The sequence below is a fragment of the Microseira sp. BLCC-F43 genome, from assembly GCF_041929235.1.
Lineage (GTDB): Bacteria > Cyanobacteriota > Cyanobacteriia > Cyanobacteriales > Aerosakkonemataceae > Microseira.
In genome coordinates this window covers 56,527-76,828 of record NZ_JBHFNP010000002.1, presented here as the reverse complement: position 1 = coordinate 76,828, position 20,302 = coordinate 56,527, and the positions used below count along the sequence as shown (strand labels likewise).

At 44.2% G+C, this 20,302-nt stretch carries 16 protein-coding genes; 15 read left to right on the top strand and 1 reads right to left on the bottom strand.

Annotated features, from left to right (window positions below):
• Positions 1-9: 9 nt before the first annotated feature.
• Positions 10-801, bottom strand: coding sequence for a DUF928 domain-containing protein (locus ACE1CM_RS00450; protein ID WP_374875439.1), 792 nt, complete (start codon positions 799-801; stop codon positions 10-12).
• Positions 802-912: 111 nt separating this feature from the next.
• Between ACE1CM_RS00450 and ACE1CM_RS00445 the strand changes: the two genes are divergently transcribed.
• The 15 genes from ACE1CM_RS00445 to ACE1CM_RS00375 all read left to right on the top strand — a co-directional run bounded on the left by ACE1CM_RS00445 (position 913) and on the right by ACE1CM_RS00375 (position 20,271).
• Positions 913-2,652 (top strand): iron uptake porin, encoded by a 1,740-nt coding sequence (locus tag ACE1CM_RS00445; protein ID WP_374875438.1) that lies wholly within the window; start codon positions 913-915, stop codon positions 2,650-2,652.
• A 3-nt stretch (positions 2,653-2,655) separates the two neighbouring features.
• Entirely contained in the window at positions 2,656-2,889 is a 234-nt protein-coding gene (locus ACE1CM_RS00440; RefSeq protein ID WP_374875437.1) for a hypothetical protein, read from the top strand.
• A gap of 294 nt (positions 2,890-3,183) precedes the next feature.
• The gene (locus ACE1CM_RS00435; protein ID WP_374875436.1) at positions 3,184-3,741 is read left to right on the top strand and encodes a pentapeptide repeat-containing protein; all 558 of its coding nucleotides are present in this window, start codon (positions 3,184-3,186) and stop codon (positions 3,739-3,741) included.
• Between the two features lie 117 nt (positions 3,742-3,858).
• Positions 3,859-4,428: a pentapeptide repeat-containing protein gene (locus ACE1CM_RS00430; protein WP_374875435.1), complete on the top strand. Its 570-nt coding sequence runs from the start codon at positions 3,859-3,861 to the stop codon at positions 4,426-4,428.
• 141 nt (positions 4,429-4,569) lie between these two features.
• Positions 4,570-5,076 (top strand): peptidoglycan-binding protein, encoded by a 507-nt coding sequence (locus ACE1CM_RS00425; RefSeq protein ID WP_374875434.1) that lies wholly within the window; start codon positions 4,570-4,572, stop codon positions 5,074-5,076.
• A gap of 277 nt (positions 5,077-5,353) precedes the next feature.
• Entirely contained in the window at positions 5,354-7,765 is a 2,412-nt protein-coding gene (locus tag ACE1CM_RS00420) for a sucrose synthase (RefSeq protein ID WP_374875433.1), read from the top strand.
• Positions 7,766-8,049: 284 nt separating this feature from the next.
• The gene (locus tag ACE1CM_RS00415; protein ID WP_374875432.1) at positions 8,050-10,329 is read left to right on the top strand and encodes a glycoside hydrolase family 65 protein; all 2,280 of its coding nucleotides are present in this window, start codon (positions 8,050-8,052) and stop codon (positions 10,327-10,329) included.
• Positions 10,330-10,601: 272 nt separating this feature from the next.
• A complete protein-coding gene (gene pgmB / locus ACE1CM_RS00410) occupies positions 10,602-11,303 on the top strand; it encodes a beta-phosphoglucomutase (protein ID WP_374875431.1) in 702 nt (233 codons plus the stop codon).
• 91 nt (positions 11,304-11,394) lie between these two features.
• A complete protein-coding gene (locus ACE1CM_RS00405) occupies positions 11,395-14,097 on the top strand; it encodes a zinc-dependent metalloprotease (protein WP_374875430.1) in 2,703 nt (900 codons plus the stop codon).
• A 236-nt stretch (positions 14,098-14,333) separates the two neighbouring features.
• The gene (locus ACE1CM_RS00400; RefSeq protein WP_374875429.1) at positions 14,334-16,760 is read left to right on the top strand and encodes a dynamin family protein; all 2,427 of its coding nucleotides are present in this window, start codon (positions 14,334-14,336) and stop codon (positions 16,758-16,760) included.
• 298 nt (positions 16,761-17,058) lie between these two features.
• Positions 17,059-17,577 (top strand): KGK domain-containing protein, encoded by a 519-nt coding sequence (locus ACE1CM_RS00395; RefSeq protein WP_374875428.1) that lies wholly within the window; start codon positions 17,059-17,061, stop codon positions 17,575-17,577.
• A gap of 141 nt (positions 17,578-17,718) precedes the next feature.
• Entirely contained in the window at positions 17,719-18,117 is a 399-nt protein-coding gene (locus tag ACE1CM_RS00390; RefSeq protein WP_374875427.1) for a KGK domain-containing protein, read from the top strand.
• Entirely contained in the window at positions 18,110-18,352 is a 243-nt protein-coding gene (locus ACE1CM_RS00385; RefSeq protein WP_374875426.1) for an HNH endonuclease, read from the top strand. The genes ACE1CM_RS00390 and ACE1CM_RS00385 overlap by 8 nt, the downstream gene beginning before the upstream one ends.
• 50 nt (positions 18,353-18,402) lie before the next feature.
• Entirely contained in the window at positions 18,403-18,810 is a 408-nt protein-coding gene (locus tag ACE1CM_RS00380) for a KGK domain-containing protein (RefSeq protein ID WP_374875425.1), read from the top strand.
• A gap of 246 nt (positions 18,811-19,056) precedes the next feature.
• On the top strand, positions 19,057-20,271 hold the full coding sequence (locus ACE1CM_RS00375) for a DUF2252 domain-containing protein (RefSeq protein ID WP_374875424.1): 1,215 nt from the start codon (positions 19,057-19,059) through the stop codon (positions 20,269-20,271).
• Positions 20,272-20,302 lie beyond the last annotated feature (31 nt).

The following is a 20,302-nucleotide window of genomic DNA, read 5'->3' as shown; positions in this document are numbered from 1 at the left end:
GGGGTAATTTTATCTTTGGGTTTCAAAGGGATTGGAGACTGTGGAACTTTGAATAGTGCAGCAATCAATTAACGGCTTATCTGCGATTTGTTTAAGTCCGGCAGACTCTAAAAGCTGTTTCCAATCAGCGGTGAGGGTGGCATTGTTAGAAGCAGAACGTCGCATTTGAGCCAGAGCCATTAAAGTATCGTACCACAGACCATTTTGGGCGTATACATTTGGGCGATCGCGCTCTTTTGCTTGCTGTAATTGTCTCTGCAAAGCCTGACTCGGTTCAACTCTCTCAACCATCAATCGATCCAGGAAAATTCGCTTCCCGGAATTGCATACCAAATCAAAGTACCAGAGATAAGTTTTGCCAGTTTCTAGAGGTTTGGCGTCGGCAGGAAGGCTAATGCTAACAATCCCAGACTCTCCAGTCAGTTCAATTTTTGTCGTGAAAACATTATCGTCGTTTTCATCCTTTAAAACAAACTCCGCCGTTTTTGCAGAAGTTGCGGGAACGTAGACAAAAAATGTCGGACGATCTGCCACTGTTAAGGCCAAACTATTAATTGGCATTAAAGCTGTTAGGGGCGGATTTGGTGTTGTTTCACCTGAGGCACAAGTGCCTTGATCGCGGGTTCCTGCGCCTTCTGTTTGAGCGGGTGTGCCTCGATTGGGTGGAGTCCAATTAATCGCAACCTCTGGGAATTGCGATCGCATACTCTGCGCCCAAGTTGCCAAGGGTGACCCGATAAATAATTCTAAGGTTATGGCTATCGAAAGCGTTGCCAAATTGGGGTAGGAATGCATTGCCATACTCAAACTCGGATAACCCAATGGTGAACTGTTGTATGTAAACTAGCTACGTTCTACAATAGCCAGATTCCAGAAAAGTGGCGAATAGCCAATTACAAGAACGCTTTCGTTATGACAAAAGGTTTTTTGGCTGCATTCAAACTGAGTCCAGTTATTGCCGGAACCATGATATTGATGGGTAGTAACGCTCTGGCTAGTTTGCCAATCTCAAGTTTAGATGATGACCCCTGTTGTGAAGAACAAGGAATTGACGGAGAATTCCAGTTAATTTGTTCTCCATCTTCCTCAATGGTCTATGCCCAAGTTACCTCAGTTTCTCAATTATCGGATGTGCAGTCAACAGACTGGGCGTTTCAAGCATTACAATCTCTGATCGAGCGCTACGGGGTGATTGCGGGTTATCCGGATGGTATGTTTCGCGGCAACCGCGCCATGACGCGCTACGAATTCGCCGCCGGGTTGAATGCAGTCTTAGTTCGCATCAACGAGTTAATCGCAGCAGGATTTAAAGATCGGGTGTCCGAGGAGGATTTAGCGACCCTGCAACGGTTGCGAGCCGATTTTGCCCCTGAATTGGCAACTTTGACCGGAAGGAGCGATAGGTTAGAAGTACAAATTGCCCAATTGGAGGCAAACCAATTTTCCACGACGACCAAGTTAACTGGATTTATTAATTTTAATTTGGATGGGGCTGCCGCACCTGGTAATGTCCGAGTGGAAAGAATCGATCCAACAGATAGTTCCAGTGTCCCACGGCGAGGCAGCGACAACCGCCCCATCGTCACAAAAGTAGAAGATGACCCCAATATCACCTTCAGTTACCTAGCTGGTTTATTTCTCACCACTTCCTTCACGGGGAAGGATACCCTAGCAACAAGTTTATTTGCGGGGAATGGCGACTCGTCTAGCAATGCTTACACCTCCGCAGGTTTATTCAACACCTTTGGAGTGCCGCTGTTAGATTTAACTCCCAGCGCTACTGCCAGCGATCTGGTTTTGGCAGAGGTGTTTTACTCGTTTCCTGTCAGTAATTCCTTGCAATTTACGGTAGCACCGCTATTTTTTTGGCTGCGTTACTTTGATACTAACGCTTTCACTTCTGCATTTGGTCGGGGTGCGGGTGGTTTCAACACTTTTGGCAGCACGCTGATTCAAGATTTGGGACGAACTACTGGCGCTGTTATGCTTTGGAGAATTAACGAACAATTTGACTTGCGCGTCGGGTATGCTACCAACATCGATGCGGCAAACCCCACAAGAGGGTTATTTGATAGCACTCGCGCCGTCACAGCACAGTTAACTTACTCGCCGATTCGGAATATTAATTTGCGGTTTCTTTACGACTACTCAATTATCAAACCAGTAGATGGGCAAATTAAAACTAAACCTATTATCGGCATAGCTGATGACGGGTTTGGTGGGGCGCTGGATGATGCGACGGCTAATTCTTTTGGATTTAATTTCGATTGGTTGGTTACGTCTAAATTTGGTATTTTCGGGCGCTATACTTACTCGACTACTAACTTAAACCCGGTGGCGGATGGTTTGGATGATGGGAATCTCAAAGCGCAGTCTTTTCAAGTGGGGGTGGCTTTCCCCGATTTGGGTAAAAGGGGCGCTTTAGCAACTTTGACTTACGTTCAGCCATTTGATGTTTTGCAGGGGCGTAAGTTTCTTGTATCTGGAGGAGGTGATGGGGGGACTCAGTTTGATATCGAAGCGACTTACTACTATCCAGTGACGAATAATATTGCGATCGTTCCTTACTTTTACATTACTGGGAATGCCAATAATTTTGACGATAACCCGCTAATTTATTCGGGAACCGTCCAGGTGCAGTTTTCCTTCTGAGTTGTGGCTAATTGGGAAGCAGAAGATGGGGAAGATGAGGAAGATGGGGAAGATGGGGAAGATGAGGAAGATGAGGAAGAAATTACTTCTTCATCTCCATCATCTCCCGTACCTCATCTGAGCGCAACCCGCTGTACCTTTCTTGGATCGACTCTTGTCCTGACTACGAACAGCGATCGCATTCATATCCACCCTCTATTAACGCAAGTTGCTAGTTATAAACTTGGGCGTTGCTAATAGCTAATTGCTAATTGCGAGAATGATGTGAAGCTCACAACAATAATATCCTGACATTAGCCATTAGCCATTAGCCATGAGCATAACTAGCAACTGGAGTTATTAGACCTCTCGAGAAAATAAACTCAAGGGCAGGCAGGATGCCTACCCCACAAGAGTTATTGGAGAGGTCTATTGTACGTAGATTCTCGTAAAGACTAGGTAGAAGAAATACTGATACGGGGTTTATACTGGTATTATTAGCCAAATTGCAAAGATTGATTAAAGAACACTCCCAGTTGAGGGCATAGAAAAATGAACCTTAAAATTATAGCCACCACATTATTGTTAGCCGCTACGCTGGGTTTGGTAGTTCCAGTCAAAGCTGACATTCCAACTCCCGTGCAACAGTTGCTGGAAACGAGACAAGGTGCGGGTTTAAACCTGCAAGGCGTTAATCTCAGCGGTGCTGACTTGTCAAACGTGGATCTCAGAGGCGCTAACTTAAGCGGTGCTAACTTGAGCGGTGCTAACATGAGCAATGCTAACTTAAATGGTGCTAACTTAAGCGGGGCTAATTTAAACAATGCTAACCTCAGCGGTGCGACTCTAAATGTGGCGAATTTAGCCAATGCCAATTTAAGCAAAGCGACGCTAACAAACGCTAAATTGAATGCCGCAAACCTCAGCGGTGCTGAAGTAGTTGAAGCTAATTTAAGGGATGCTGACTTGTTTAGAGCCAATCTCAATCGTGCTAATCTGCGAGGGGCAGATTTGCTCAATGCCAATCTCAATGCAGCTAATTTGTTTGGTGCTAATTTGCTCGGCGTTAGAGGTGCAAATTTAACCAATGCTGCTGGATTTCCTCGTTAGCTGAAATCTCAGACCAGAAACCGGGTTTCTTAAAGAAACCCGGTTTCTTTTTTGGGGGTGATAGTGGGAGGCGTTTGGTGGGAAGACTAAAGCCAAGGGTTGTATAAGGAAAAAGATATGAAACTGGCAACTTTAACTGCTGTGGTATTACCGCTGTTTATGGGTATGGTAACTCCCGCTAAAGCTGAATCCAAGAGTCCGATTCAGCGTTTGCTGGAAACTAAACAGTGTCAGGGATGTGACTTAAGCGGGGCAAATCTTGCCGGTGCTGATTTGAGTCATGCTGACTTGCGCGGGGCAAATTTAAACCAAGCTAATTTGTCAGGCGCTAATCTGTTTGGTGCTAATTTATCTAATACTAATCTGAATAACGCCAATTTAATCAACTCTAATTTATTCGAGGCTAATTTATCAAATTGCAACCTGGAGCGTGCCGAGCTTGCTAATGCAAATCTGAGTTTAATTAATTTAAGTGGTGCTAATTTAAACCGGGCAAATTTAAGTAACGCTAATTTGGGAATAGCAAATTTGAGCGAGGCTAATTTACGCCAAGCTAATCTGAACGGGGCTAATTTAATCGGTGCTAATCTCAAGGGCGCTAGCATGGATGGCGCAAATATGCAAGGCGCAAATGTGGATTACGCTAGTTTGAATCAAGAGAATCTAGTCGGAAAAAAAGGGGATTGATCGAGAAACCCGGTTTTTGCGAAAAACCGGGTTTCCGATCCGGGTTTGTGGAAAAATTACCCCTGGGTGTACCCAAAATCATCCGGATTTCCCCAGCTGCCGGATATCTGTTTTAGAACGTGATTCAATCAGGCATTAACTATGGAAACCGCTCAAGTTAACCAACCGACTTTAGGATTGGGTTCGACTGGTCCAGCTGTTAAAGAGTTACAAAAATTATTGAAGCAAAGAGTTCCGATTATCTCTAATCTTGAGGTTGATGGCATTTTCGGTGAAGTCACGAAACTGGCGGTGGAAGTTTTTGAGTACCGAGTTTTCCTCAAGCAAGATGGTATTGTTGACTCGAAAACCTGGAAAGCACTCTACGCCGGTAAGCGGGATGACCTTCCCCTGTTGCGTAGCGGTAGTCGCGGTGATGATGTGGCAAGGGTTCAAGATGTTCTAAAATTTTCCCTCATTACTGCCGAATATATGGGTTTTGATGGTTACTACTTTGGAGTTGTTGACGGCAACTTTGGCGCGAAAACCGAAGCGGCAGTGAAAGCGTTTCAAAAGGAGCGTGACTTGGTGGTAGATGGAGTTATTGGCGCTAAAACTTGGCAAGGGTTGATGGAACTAGCTGCTATCATCAGTCATATCGGTTTTTAGGTGTATGCAGAAACCCTATACAGAAACCGGGTTTCTATGGAAAATCGTCGCTTTGGCAACGAGAGATCGTAGCAAGAAACCCGGTTTCTAGGCAGATCGTAGAGACGTTACATGTAACGTCTATGGGAAAAATGATATGAAAGTTTACGCTCTAAACCGGGTTTGGAGCGTAATTTTATTTCATTAGGTAGAGTTGACCCGACTGGCTTGGCGCTAGCTTAGAAAGTAGATAGGCATCCCAAGGGTAGCTGGTCACCCAGCTAGATAGGAATAAACCATGCAAGAACTGATTCAAGCTGTGTATAACAACAGCGATGAAAAAACGGCGCTGGGTCAGTTGGTCGGGACGTTAAGCGTTTCAGGGAAGCGGTACTTCTTGCGAAATGAGATTGTCCAAGCTTTTGCCGACTACTGCCAGCAATATCAAAAACCTGCCTATTTTTACCACTCTTCGGTTTTAGGTAAACTGATCCAACGCACCCACGAGATTTTGCTGTTGGATGACAGTATTTGGTTGCTTGTCCGTCCTTGGATCGCATCGCAACAAGTCTGGCGATTGACTGGGGATTTGAGCAGTTTTGAACAACAGACAGTAAAAGGATGGTTGGATGCGCGCGATCGCACTGTCAACCGCTACCAACCCCAAATTTTAGAACTCGACTTCCACCCCTTCTATAAAGATTCCCCCGCTATCGATGACCCTAGAAATATCGGTCAAGGTTTGACCTTCCTCAATCGCTATTTTTGTGAAAAATTGTTAACGGAACGTCAGTTTTGGCTAGAGGCGTTGTATAGAGTTTTGCAGCGACACCAGTATGATGGTGTGGATTTGATGATCGGAGCGAGCATCCACTCTGGTAACGAATTATCCCAACAAGTTAAAGAGGCGCTAAAATTCCTCACCACTCTACCCCCAGACGAACCCTACGAAAAGTTTCATACCCAATTGCAACAACTCGGTTTTGAACCGGGATGGGGTAATAATGCTTCTCGCGCGCTGGAAACTTTCCAATTGCTTAACCGACTGGCAGATAACCCAGAACCTGCTATTTTAGAAGCTTTTGTTTGCCGCATTCCGGCATATTTCCGCATCGTTCTAGTTTCGATCCACGGTTGGGTGGCACAAAATGATGTTGTAGGACGATCCGAAACAATGGGTCAAGTTGTTTATGTCCTCAACCAAGCACGCAGTTTAGAAAATAAATTAAACGAAGATATTAAACTTTCTGGGTTGGAATTTTTTGGGATTAAACCGCAAGTTGTAATTCTGACTCGCCTGATTCCCAACTGCGAAGGAACCCAGTGCAACTTACGCCTAGAAAAAATCGAGGATACGGAAAACGCCTGGATTTTGCGCGTGCCTTTCCGAGAATTTAATCCTAAAGTTACCGGGAATTGGATTTCTAAATTTGAAATTTGGCCTTATTTAGAAACTTTTGCATTGGATGCAGAAACCGAACTAATCAAACAACTGGGAGTCCGCCCGAATTTAATTATTGGCAACTACACCGATGGCAATTTAGTCGCGTTTCTGCTGGCGCGCCGTCTGAAAGCGATTCAGTGCAATATTGCCCACGGTTTGGAAAAAACGAAATACTTATTTAGCGACCTTTACTGGCAAGAGATGGAGGAAAGGTATCACTTTTCGGCCCAATTTACTGCGGATATGATTGGGATGAATGCAGCGGATTTTATCGTCACTTCGTCTTATCAGGAAATTATGGGGACGCCGGATACTATCGGGCAGTATGAGTCGTATAAATCTTTTACGATGCCTCAGTTGTTTCATGCAATTGATGGAATTGATTTGTTTAGTCCTAAGTTTAACGTCGTACCGCCTGGGGTGAATGAAAGTGTTTTCTTCCCTTACACGGAAAGGCGAGATCCAAATCTGCGATCGGAAGTTGAGGAGTTGCTGTTTACTCGTGAAGATTATCGCATTCTCGGTTATTTGGATAATCCGAAAAAACGAGCTATATTAGCGATCGCTCCCGTTACTTCGGTTAAAAACCTCACGGGGTTGGTTGAATGTTTCGCTCAAAATCAGAAGTTACGCGAGCTTTGCAATTTAATCTTGATTACGGGTAAGTTGCATCTATCGGAAGCTGCTAATTCGGAAGAATCTGGGGAATTGGAAAAACTCCATTATATAATCGAGCGGTATCGCCTTCACGGTCGCATCCGCTGGTTGGGAATGCGTCTGGGAAATGCCGAACTGGGGGAAGCTTATCGTACTATTGCAGATTCTCGAGGTATTTTTGTTAACTTTGCCCGGTTTGAAGCATTCGGATTGACGATTTTAGAGGCGATGTTTTCTGGGTTGCCTACTTTTGCGACTCAGTTTGGCGGGAGTTTGGAAATTATTCAAGATGGGGAGAATGGGTTTCACATCAATCCTACGGATTTGGAGGGTAGTGGGGATAAGTTGGTGAATTTTATCAGCAAGTGCGATGTTGATTCGGAATATTGGGAAAATATATCAGAACGGGGGATTAAACGGGTTCGCGAGGGATATAATTGGCGGTCGCACGCTGGAAAAATGCTTTTGTTGGCTAAGATTTATGGGTTTTGGAATTATGTTTACCAGGAGAATAGGGAGGCTTTGTTGCGCTATTTGGAGGCTTTGTTTTTTTTGCTTTATAAACCGAGGGCGGAAAATGTATTGCAACAGCATTGGCATCGTTGGTAGTTGGTTTTAAACGAACCGCAAAGACACGAAGAACGCGAAGGAAGAGTGGGGAGAGATGGTGGGTGTGTGTTGAAAATTGTTGGTTTTATTGAACCGCCAAGACGCAGAGGACGCAGAGAGAAGAGTGGGGAGAGATGGTGGGTGTGTGTTGAAAATTGTTGGTTTTATTGAACCGCCAAGACGCAGAGGACGCAGAGAGAAGAGTGGGGAGAGATGGTTGGTTATGTGTTGAAAATTGTTGGTTTTATTGAACCAGAGAGAAGAGTAGGGAGAGTTTATAGGTGATGGATGCTATGGGTGGTTTTCAGGGGTTTGGTTATGGGGAATGGATGTTAGTTGAAGGGCAGTTTGATGCTGCTCGTCTGCATTCGTTGGAAACTGTTTTTACTATTGGGAATGGGTATGTGGGGACGCGGGGTGGTTTTGAGGAGGGTTATCCTCGTGGGTGGTCGGCGAGTTTGATTCACGGTGTGTATGATGATGTGCCGGTTGTTTATACTGAGTTGGCTAATTGTCCGGATTGGTTGCCGCTTTTGGTTGTTGTTGATGGGGAACGTTTTGGTTTGGATAAAGGGGAGGTTTTGAGTTATCGGCGTCAGCTTGATTTGCGTCGCGGTGTTCTGAGTCGTTATGTGCGTTGGCGCAGTCCTGGTGGGAAGACGATCGATGTTCTGTTTGAACGGTTTGCTAGTTTGGCGGATCGACACGTTCTTTGTGTGCGGTGTCAAGTTACTCCCGTCGGTGGCGCGGCGGGGATTGAGGTTCAGGGAAGTATTAATGGATACAGTGAGAATCAGGGTTTTAATCATTGGGAGTTGTTGAATCAAGGTAGGACTGATAAGGGGATTTGGTTGCACCTTCGCACTCGCAGTTCTCGGATTGAACTGGGTATGGCTTGTGAAATGAGGGTTTCGGGGGCGGAGTTCTCTTTGGAAACAAGTATGGTTCCGGGTTATCCTACTTTGTCGGCTCAGTTTTCGACGGTGTCGGGGCAAACGGTGACGGTTGAGAAGTTGGTGACGGTTTTTACTTCAAGGGAGGTGGAAAATCCTGTCGAAGCGGCGCAAGGGAAGTTGGGGGAATTATCGGGATGGTCGGTGCTGTTAGATAATCATGAAAAAGCTTGGGATGATGTTTGGCAAAAAAGCGATATTGCAATTGAAGGGGATATTAAGGCGCAATTTGCGGTTCGGTACAATTTGTTTCAATTGTTGATTGTTGGTTCTAGGTATGACGATAGGGTTAGTATTCCGGCGAAAACTTTGTCGGGGTTTGGTTATCGGGGGCATGTTTTTTGGGATACTGAAATTTTTATTCTGCCTTTCTTTATTTATACGCAACCTGCGATCGCTCGCAATTTACTAACTTACCGATATCATACGTTACCGGGGGCGAGGCGCAAGGCTTTGCATTACGGATATAAGGGGGCAATGTATGCCTGGGAAAGTGCGGATACAGGGGATGAAGTGACGCCACGATGGGCGATGCCTAACGATCCTTATGCGGAGGATATCAGGATTTGGTGCCGCGATCGCGAGATTCACATCAGCGCGGATATTGCTTACGGTTCTTGGTATTATTGGCAAGCAACAAAGGATGATGAATGGATGCGCGATTGTGGCGCTGAAATTATCCTGGATACGGCTATTTTTTGGATGAGTCGCGTTGAGTGGAATACTAAGCAAGAACGCTACGAACTGCGCGAGGTGATTGGCGCGGATGAATATCACGAACACGTAAATAATAATGCTTTTACTAACCGAATGGTGCAGTGGCATTTAGAACGAGCGATTTTGGTTTATGATTGGCTGGGACAAGATTTTCCCGAAAAAGCAGCGGAATTAGATCAAAAATTGCACCTGACACAAGAGAGGAGAAGTCGCTGGCAGGATATTGTCCAAAATATCTGGATTCCCTACGATGAATCAACCAAGCTAATTGAGCAATACGAGAGCTTTTTTAAATTAGAAGATATCAATTTAAACGACTACGAACCCCGTACCAAATCGATGCAAGCAATTTTGGGCATTGAAGGTGCGAACAGACGACAGGTATTAAAGCAACCAGATGTCTTGATGTTGCTTTATTTAATGCGGCAATCCCAAGAGTTTCCCTACGACGCAGAAACTTTGCAGAAAAATTGGGACTATTATGCACCCCGTACTGATATTACCTATGGTTCCTCCCTTGGTCCAGCAATTCATGCCATTTTAGCTTCCGATTTAGGTAAAACCGCAGAAGCTTACGAACGATTTATGCAAGCAGCAATGGTAGATCTCGAAGATGTGCGAGGTAATGCTGCCGATGGCATTCACGGCGCGAGTGCGGGAGGCATTTGGCAAGCGGTTGTTTTAGGATTTGGCGGCATTCAATTCGTAGGAGAACAACCCATCGCCAACCCACACTTACCCCCCGGATGGACGCGCTTAAAATTCAAATTGCACTGGCGCGGAAAATGGCACGAATTCGATTTGCGTCCCTTTGTAGAGACGGAGGAAGATGGGGAAAAAATTACTTCTACTTCGTTATCTTCCTTATCTTCCTTATCTCCATCATCTCAGTAAACCCACTGTATCTCTCTTCTCTTCCTCTGCGTCCTACTCTTCGAGAAGACGCTACCCTTGTCTATGGCGTCTTGGCGGTTCAATAAAACCAACCATTAACAACACACACCCACCATCTCTCCCAACTCTTCACTCTGCGTCCTTGGCGTCTTGGCGGTTCAATAAAACCAACAATTTTCAACACATAACCAACCATCTCTCCCCACTCTTCTCTCTGCGTCCTCTGCGTCTTGGCGGTTCAATAAAAACAAACGTACCCAATCAGCGAACATATGAACGTAAAAGAACCCGAAAACCAATACCTTACAAATAATCCCTCCGAAATCCGAGGAGTTATTTTCGACTTAGATGGCGTTCTAACTGATACGGCAGAATATCACTATCGCGCATGGCAAAAACTGGCAGATGAAGAAGGACTTCCCTTTAATCGAGAAGCGAATGAAGCATTGCGGGGTGTTGCCAGACGCGAGACGCTGATGCACATCATTGGCAATCGGCAGTATCCAAAAGAAAAAATTCAGGAAATGATGGATCGCAAGAATCGCTATTATGTGGAATCGATCGAAGACATTACCCCCAACGATTTATTTCCAGGAGTTTTGCAACTGTTTGACGATCTGAAACAAGCGGGGATTAAAATTGCCATTGGATCTGCAAGCAAAAATGCCCGCACGGTGGTGCAGAAACTGGGAATTGCCGATAAAGTGGATGCGATCGCAGATGGTTACAGTGTAGATCGTCCTAAACCCGCCCCCGATATATTTTTATTTGCAGCAAAATTATTAGGATTGCAACCCGCGCAATGTGTGGTGGTAGAAGATGCCGCAGCAGGCGTCGAAGCTGCTTTAGCGGCGGGGATGTTTGCGGTGGGGATTGGTCCACAGTCGCGCTTTCCACGCGCACACCTTGTCTTATCTGACTTATCAGGCGTGCGCTGGGATGACTTGCAAGCTAAGTTAAGTCGCATTCGGTAAGATTGCGTACATCTCAAAGTTCCCAAAAACGGTATTCTATCTTTAGATAGATGCGGGTTGCCCCGACACCGCTGCGTAGGGAAACTAGAGAATGAACGATTGGATCGCACACTTAACAACCCATGCCTTGTTACTGTATAACCTTTTATTCGCCAGTCCTTACTTAGGAGTCAGCGGCGAAACCAATTTTTACGCACAGTCAATCAACGCACAACCAGTCGTTGAAAGTATAGCCAGTGCAGATAGTTTCTTTTTAGATAGAAGAAACGAAGATTTTCGGCGATTTTACGAAGCGATTAAAGATACCAGCAAGTTAGATGGGTTGTTTACGCTTTATCGCCGCGAGGTAGATGGCAAAATATATGTGGAAATTAAACCGGAACAACTGAATCAAAATTACCTTGCTACGGTGACGCTGGAATCGGGGATTGGGGAAAGCGGGATTTATAGCGGACTTTCTTTGCAAGATTTTCTGTTTTATTTCCGGCGCGTGAATAACAATTTGCACTTGGCGATTCGGAATGTCAAGTTTAGGACAGAAGCGGGGGAACCGGAGACGCGATCACTCGCTCGTTCGTTCAGCGATTCTGTCCTTTATTCGCTTAAAATAGTCAGCATCAATCCCCATACTAAAGGTATTCTAGTCAACCTAGATGACTTGCTGTTGGAAGATTTTCCCGGTTTAACTTCTTTACTAAAATACTTTTTGCAAGCGGATTACCGACTCGACTACAACAAATCCTATTTTGGCGAGGTCCAAAACTTTCCTTTGAATTTAGAAATTGACTCTATTTACGGTTTTGATTCGGAAGAAGGAGCCAATTTAGTTACTTTACCCGATAGCAGGGCGCTTAGTTTAAAAGTGCATTACAGTTTTTCCCAATTGCCGGAAAGTAACGGTTATACTCCCAGATTGGCAGACGACCGCATCGGCTATTTTATTACAGCATACCAGCAATTTTCTACCGAGACTCGCTCGCAACCTTTTGTCCGTTATATCAATCGCTGGCGTCTCGAACCTTCAGATCCAGACGCGCCTTTATCTCCGCCTAAACAACCGATTGTATTTTGGCTTGAAAATGCCGTTCCGATGGCATACCGCCCCGCGATTCGCGAGGGTGTTTTGATGTGGAATAAAGCGTTTGAGAAAGCTGGATTTCAAAATGCAATTGAAGTACGGCAAATGCCAGATAATGCGGATTGGCATCCGGCGGACGTGCGTTACAATACCATCCGCTGGTTCAATTCGATGGATGCGAATTTTGCCAGAGGAATGTCTCGCGTCAATCCGCTAACTGGGGAAATTTTGGATGCGGATATTATCGTCGATAGCAACATGGTGCGGATAACTCAGCAAGAATATCGCGCGCTGATGGAAACGAACAATCCTCTGTGCCAAAATAGTTTGCCGGTGCAGGAATCAGGAGTCGCCTCCCGGTTTCAGCAACTTTTAGAATCGAACCACTACTGCTACGGAATAGAATCTGCTAAACAAGCAGCGATGGGAGCAATCGCGCTGTCGCTTTTGCCAAATGGGACGCCAAATAATCAACTGAAAAAGGAGTATTTGAATCAATATTTACGTTCTCTGATCGCCCACGAAGTCGGGCATGTGTTGGGGTTGCGTCACAACTTCCACGGCAGCACGATGTTAGCACCATCAGAGTTAAACGACACAGAAATAACTCACAGCAAAGGGTTAGTAAGTTCGGTGATGGATTACCTGCCCGTCAACCTCGCCCCGCCTGGAATCCAGCAAGGAGATTATTTCCCAGCAATAGTGGGACCTTATGATGAATTGGCAATAAAATACGGTTACAAACCTAACCAGGATGCGATTGAAACCCTCGTTCCTCAACCCCAGAAACAGGAGATAGAACAAACTGCGCTGGAGTTACCGCAACCCGAATTTTCCTATGCGACTGATGAAGATATTAGGGATATTAATCCCGATGCCAATCTCTGGGATTTGAGTAGCGATGTCCTGGTTTATTCCCAGTGGCAAATGGATAATGCACGCTTGATGTTGCAGCGTTTGGAAAAAGATTATCCAGTCAAAGGAAATTACGGCGAACGAAGAGTTTTATTCGACCAAATTCTTAACTACTACTTGCTCAACGCTAACTTGCTGATGCAATACATCGGCGGGCAATCTTTTAAGAGGAATTATGCCGATGAGGAATTTGCTTTTGTCCCGGTTACTTTAGAAAAACAACGCCACGCCTTGACCAACTTGCAGGATTATGTATTTGCGAAAGAAGCGTTTAATTTCTCCCCCGCATTGCTGAATCAGTTAGCCCCCTCGCGCTGGTATCATTGGGGGAATCCAATACCTGTATTGCGCTTAGATTATCCGATTCACTCGCGGATTTTGATGTTTCAAAGTAGCGTATTGCGATCGCTTCTAGATGGCCCTCGTTTATATCGTATGCTCGATATAGAATTAAAAACGCCGCCAGGAGAGTCCCTGACTATTCCAGAATTGTTTGAAACGCTGCAAAATAGTATTTGGACAGAGGTTTTAAACAATCGAGAATTAGGGCAAATTTCCAGCATCCGTCGTTCATTGCAACGGGAACATTTGAATATTTTGCTAGCGATGGTGTTGCGGAATAAGAATGTCCCCGAAGATGGTCGAACTCTCGCCTGGTATCAATTGCGCCAACTGCAAAAAACCCTGCAAATTAGCTTGAAAAAACAAGGAGAAAACCTCGATATTTACACAAAAGCACACTTGGAAGAAACATGCGATCGCATCGCCAAAGCATTGAATGCACAATTGCAATCTAATTAGTCCTCTCCAGAAAAGTAAAAGGCGGGCGAGACGCCCACCCCACAAGAGTTATGAGAGTCCGTTGCTATCGGAATTACTAATCTCTCTTCTCTTTCTCTGCCTCCTCTGCGTCTCTGCGGTTTAATCATTCAGACACAGGTATCAAAGAAACCGGGTTTCTCCACAGAAACCCGGTTTCTTTATCGTCCCAAACCCATTTATAAAGGACTTATCCCTCTTCTCACTCCTAAGTTTCTATGTCTCAAATGTTACCCCAATGTCAGAACTTGCAAGCGCAGGTTGAAACCGTATTGCAATTGTTGCATCAAGAACCTTGTTTGCGATCGCAAAACACCTCCCCAGTCCAAGCATCGCTGAGAAAAGCAATTTCCCCCAAATTTGAAATAGTCTTTGCCGGTGCGTTTAGTGCGGGGAAATCGATGTTAATTAACGCATTATTAGAACGAGAATTGCTTTATAGCGCCGAAGGACACGCCACGGGTACGGAATGTTACATCGCTTATGCAGAACCGGAAAAAGAACAAGTAGTGCTGACATTTTTGAGTGAAGCGGAAATCCAAGAACAAGCGCAAGCATTATGCAAGCGTCTGGGATTTGCAAGTTCTAATATTAACCAAGCTGAAGTAACTGATTTATTGCGCCAAGGATGCTACGCAATTATCCAACAAGAGGGCGGGGAAAGTAAATCGGAACGTGGGAAACAAGCAAAGGCGTTATTGTTGTTGCTAGAAGGGTATTTAGGAAACCGCGATCGCATCCACGCCATCAATAATGCCACGTATTCGATGGAACAATTTAACTTTTCCAATCTCAAAGAAGCAGCGAGTTATGCGCGGCGGGGTAGCAATAGCGCGGTGTTAAAGCGAATTGAATATTATTGTCACCATCCTTTATTACAAGATGGAAATATATTAATAGATATGCCGGGAATTGATGCGCCGGTAAAGAAAGATGCGGAATTAACTTATCGCAAAATTGAAGATGCGGAAACTTCGGCGGTGGTGTGCGTCTTAAAACCTGCTTCGGCGGGGGATATGACGACAGAAGAAACCCAATTGTTAGAGAAAATGCGCGCAAATTTGGGAATACGCGATCGCGTATTTTACGTCTTCAACCGGATTGACGAAACTTGGTACAACAGTCAGTTGCGCCAGCGGTTAGACGATTTAATTTTATCTCAGTTTCCCGATACGCCGAGGGTTTATAAAACAAGCGGGTTGTTGGGATTTTATGGGAGTCAGATTAAAGGGACATCGGGAAGCGATCGCTTTGGTTTAGATACCATTTTCCCATCCAGCGTCAAAGGTTTAGATGGAGAAGAAGAAACTCCCCAATTCGTCTATGCTTTTAATAACTATTGCGGCACTTCCCGCAAGCTTCCCAGCAATTTTCGGATTTCGATTAACGGTTTCGAGACTCCCAATGAAAATTATGTCCGCATTCTTTCCGAATGGGGAATCCCGTTGATTAAACAACTTATTAGCGATAGCGGTATTGAAGAATTTCGCGATGGTATTACCCGCTATCTAACTTTAGAAAAGCGTCCCCAACTGTTTGCGACTTTGGCGGATGACTTGGAACCTTTGTGCATCAGCTTGCAGAAACATTATCTTTCCCTCCAGCGGGATTTGGATAGTCAACCCCGCGAAATTGAAGCGATGAAAGCGCAGGAATTGGGAAGATTGAATCAGGAGTTACAGCAAGTCGGAAAAGAATTTCGCCAACACATGGCGGAGGAAGTAAACATGGTAGTAACGAATGGTTGTCAAGCGTTTGAAACAGATTTTCAAATGCTGCAATCGAGGATGATTCGCCGCTTGGATGAATTGTTAGATAATTTTTCTGTCCGCGCCGCTTATCAACGCGCCACGCTGAGTCATCCCCGCAATGCTACTGCGCCTTTACTAGCAGTTTTGGTGGAAGCACTTTATGCTTTGGCGAATCAATTGGAAGATATTTTAGTCGAGTCTTCCCAAGAATTGTCGGCGAACTTTTTCCAATACTTGATTGTCCGAATTCGCAAGTCGGAATACTACCGCCATCTGTATCGGTTATTGGGGAATGATGGGGGGATTGAACACGAGTTGAAGTTATTGGAAAAACGGGTAAGCGAGGCGTTGGTAAATCAGGCGCGGGTGGAATGCGATCGCTATGTCAGAGAAAGTCCCCGTTTCTACGATGAAGGCACGTTTTCGATATATCAATTCCGTCAAACATTGCAGCAAACATCCCAAGGTTACGACTGCGAAAGCATGGTAGAAGCAGAACCAGCAATCAGGCAATTATTGAAGTTAGATTTTGAACCAAAAGTCTCTGCAACTATTAAGAGGACTTTCCGCCAAACGATTAATCAAACGATTAATACTCAGCTATTACCAATGGCGGAGAAACAGGCGGATGAGATTTTGCAGCAATACAATCAAGCGCGTGCTTATTTAGAGCAAACTCTGGAAAAGGAAGCGGAGGAAAAGATTAGTCGCAATCGCAGGTTGTTGAGTGAGGTTGAACAAAAGATTGCTGCTTATAATGAGGCGGTTTTGGAAATTAATAGTTGTTTGGAAGCGATGCAATTGTATGAACGGCAATTGCCTGTAATTGATTCTAATTTAGCAGGTTTAAATGCTTCTGAATCATCTAGTATGGCAGATGCTTTAGAATTATAGCAAGACATAAAACTCGCCCGCCAACCAAACCCGCCCGGAAATTCGCCATTCGCCGCCACACCCGCCCGGAAATTTATTTCCGGGCTAATAGCGAAAGTCCACTTAAGTGGACTGAATTTGCTTGCATTTCCAGTCCTCTTTAGAGGACTTAGGCTATTAGCCAGGGAATTTATTCCCTGGCGGGCGGCGCGAACAAGGGCAAGATTTAAGTAGGCAAAATTTACTTGTTGGCTATTGTCAAAAATAGATTTTTAACCGATGATAGTAAATAGTAAAACCTGAGTCACCAGAGGTATACATGGAAGCTGGATTCAAGCCGCTACAGGGAGATGATGACGTATTATTATTTAACCAATCAGGCCCACAAACTATGCTAAAACTAGGCCAATTTAGACAAGAAATAAGAGATAAATTTTTGCGGATAGTCGAGAATAATTTCAACTATGGTTGGATGGAAGTGACGCTAGACCAATATTCAAAACCCATGAGTGTTGCCGGAATGTTTAATCAAATTAATTGGATATGTTCGCCGCGTGATGGAATAGATTGTGAAGTTTTAATTTTAGGGGCTAAAACCTGGCAGAAAGGTAAACTTAGGATTCAAGCAATATTAGAATTCAACCCAGCCTTAGATAGGAAAAAGGTTTATGATTTTCAAAATACAAGTCGTCACTATACAATACAATTGCACGAAATAGAAAAAATAGTTGAAATTAAGGTAATGCTTGATTTTTGTAATGAAGATTCAAAAAATATGCAACCCGAATCGCCGCTTGACGATTTACGTCAGATGCTATGCCAAGAAAACCAACAGTGAAGTTCGCCTAGAGAGTTAGATATATTCAACCAATTAATGTGTAGCCGCGAATTCTATTCGTTAGGCTATTGTAAATCGCAGCTTGGCAAAATCATCATTTTAAATGATAATATTTTTAGGCAATAATATTTAACAACGAACATGGATGAGCAATTTCAGCCACTAGAAGACGATGCAGTCGTTACGATTCCACCGAAATATCGATTTGGCTTGTCGCATCATACATTTAGAGTAGATGAATTTATACATCCTGCGATCGTACTATTTCGCAATGGCATAATTGCAAGTCTGCCAAGTCGTCCAATCGATCTTGGAGATAAGTGGTTTGACGATGGATTAGATTGTGAAATTCTTAGGCCAGGTGCTAAAGGCTGGCAAAAAGGTACAGTGAGAATCAAAGTTACTTTAGAATTTTGCCCCGATGAACCTGAAATCGAAGAAACACCCCCAAACGAACAGCCAGAAATCAGCGAAACAGAATCACCATTAGACGATCTACGTCAGCTAATTAACCAAAACAACCATAAAACCAATGAGTAAAACACCCCGAATTCCTATTCCTCCAGAAGTGAGGAAATATGTATTTAACCGCGACAATTACCAGTGCAAAAGTTGCGGCAAAACACAGCAAGAAACAGAACTCACTGTCGATCATATTATCGCTCTTGCCCGTGGCGGTAGCAACGACATCAGCAATTTACAAACCCTTTGTAGCCGTTGCAATCAGCAGAAAAAACACCATTTTGACCCGCGATTTAGGAGGCATTTTAGTTAAGATAATTTTGAGAATAGTTAGTCTCACAGTTACAAAAATAGGAAATTGAAATGGAAGATAGATACAACTTGCGTGAGTGCAACGATAATGATGTCTTGTCGTTTGGAGATGTTACATTCAAGGTAGGGAAATTTAGAGAAGCTTTAAACCAATCATTCGATAACAGCATAGGAAGTGCAATAAGTTCCCAATTAAGATCTAGAGGAGTTAACATACCTGATGCTATATTAGTTCCTAAAGGTATGAATTCTCCTCATGCAAGATGGTTCAACAACGGCATAGATTGTGAAATCCTAAACCTTGGGGCTAAAAACTGGAAAAAAGGAAGAGTAAAAATTAAAATTAGCGTTGAATTTTATGTTGAAGAGGAAACAGATAGTAGCAATAAAGAGGTAAGCGAACCAGAATCGCCACTCGACGATTTGCGTCAAATGCTTAACCAGGAAAACCCGCACTAAAACTCACAAATCATACCAAATTCCCATTCATTACCACCCACTTTGCCTAACGACTGAAGTCGCGGCTACACAAACAAAGCCTGCCTACGCAGGCTTTTATCTACTTATTCTTTCTTCTTCCTTCGCGCCCTTCGCGTCTTCGCGGTTCATTATATATTCTTCCGGCGCGAAGCGAGTAAGGATGTGCGATCGCATCCCCCAAATTTGCTATATTAATAATCTCCAAATCAGTAGTAACTGAAAAACATGGCAAGCAACGTCGTCGAAAGAATATATCAATTCAACCAGAACCGCGACGCAGAAATCGTTAAACTAAAATACGAGAAAATGCGCGCTGATGTTTTTACATTCTTTCGCGGTACTTGCCATTTATTTTACCAAGACTGGCTCCAAGATTCACCGCTAAATCAAGCGCCTCCCGTTTGGAATTGCGGCGACTTGCACCTAGAAAACTTTGGCACTTACAAAGGCGACGATCGATTAGTTTACTTTGATATCAACGATTTTGATGAAGGAGTACTCGCGCCTTGTACTTGGGATGTGACTCGACTTGTCACCAGCGTTATCATCGCTTCTCATAGTTTAAAATTAGAAGAAGAACAAGCGTTGTGTTTATGCAATGAATTCTTAGATACTTACGCCAAAACCTTGGAAAAAGGTCAAGCGCGCACCGTCCAGGAAGAAACTGCTAAAGGGATGGTTAAAGAACATTTTGAAAGTTTAGAAAAAAGAAATCGGAAAGATTTTTTAGATAAACGCACCGAAGTAAAAGGAGGGAAGCGGCGGTTTATTACTAATGGCGTTCGCGTAGCGTCCCCCCAGGGGAATCGCTTCCGCAAGTGTCCCGACGAACAACGGGAAAAAATCATCACCCTATTAGATGATTGGGCAGCTAAACAGGGAAAGCTAGAGTTTTTCTGCGTGTTAGATGTAGCGCTGCGAATTGCTGGCACTGGTAGCTTGGGAATCCCCCGTTATGCGGTTCTAATTGAAGGGAAAGGTTCTCCAGACAATAACTATATTTTAGATATCAAACAATCCCGTTCATCCTCTTTAGAACCTTATGTAAAATTACCTCAACCCCAGTGGGAAAGCGAAGCGCACAGAATCGTCACAATTGAACAGCGAATGCAAGGAACTCCAGCAGCTTTGTTGACGGCAGTATTGCTGGAAGATAAATACTATGTAATGCGAGAATTACAGCCAATTCAAGATAAAATAAATCTAGCTGAGTGGAATGGTAAATTAAAGCGCTTGGAGAAGGTGCTAAAAACAATGGCAGAGGTGACAGCTTGGGATCAGTTACGCAGCGGGGGGAGACAGGGATCTGCGATCGCTGACGATTTAATCGCCTTTGCTAGCACACCCCCTTTCGATTGGAAAAACGCCATTCTCGACTATGCTAAGCGCTATGCTGACCAAGTAGAAGCAGATTATGCAGCATTCTGTCCTAGTGCATAATATTGTGCGGGACGGGCAAGATGCCCATCCC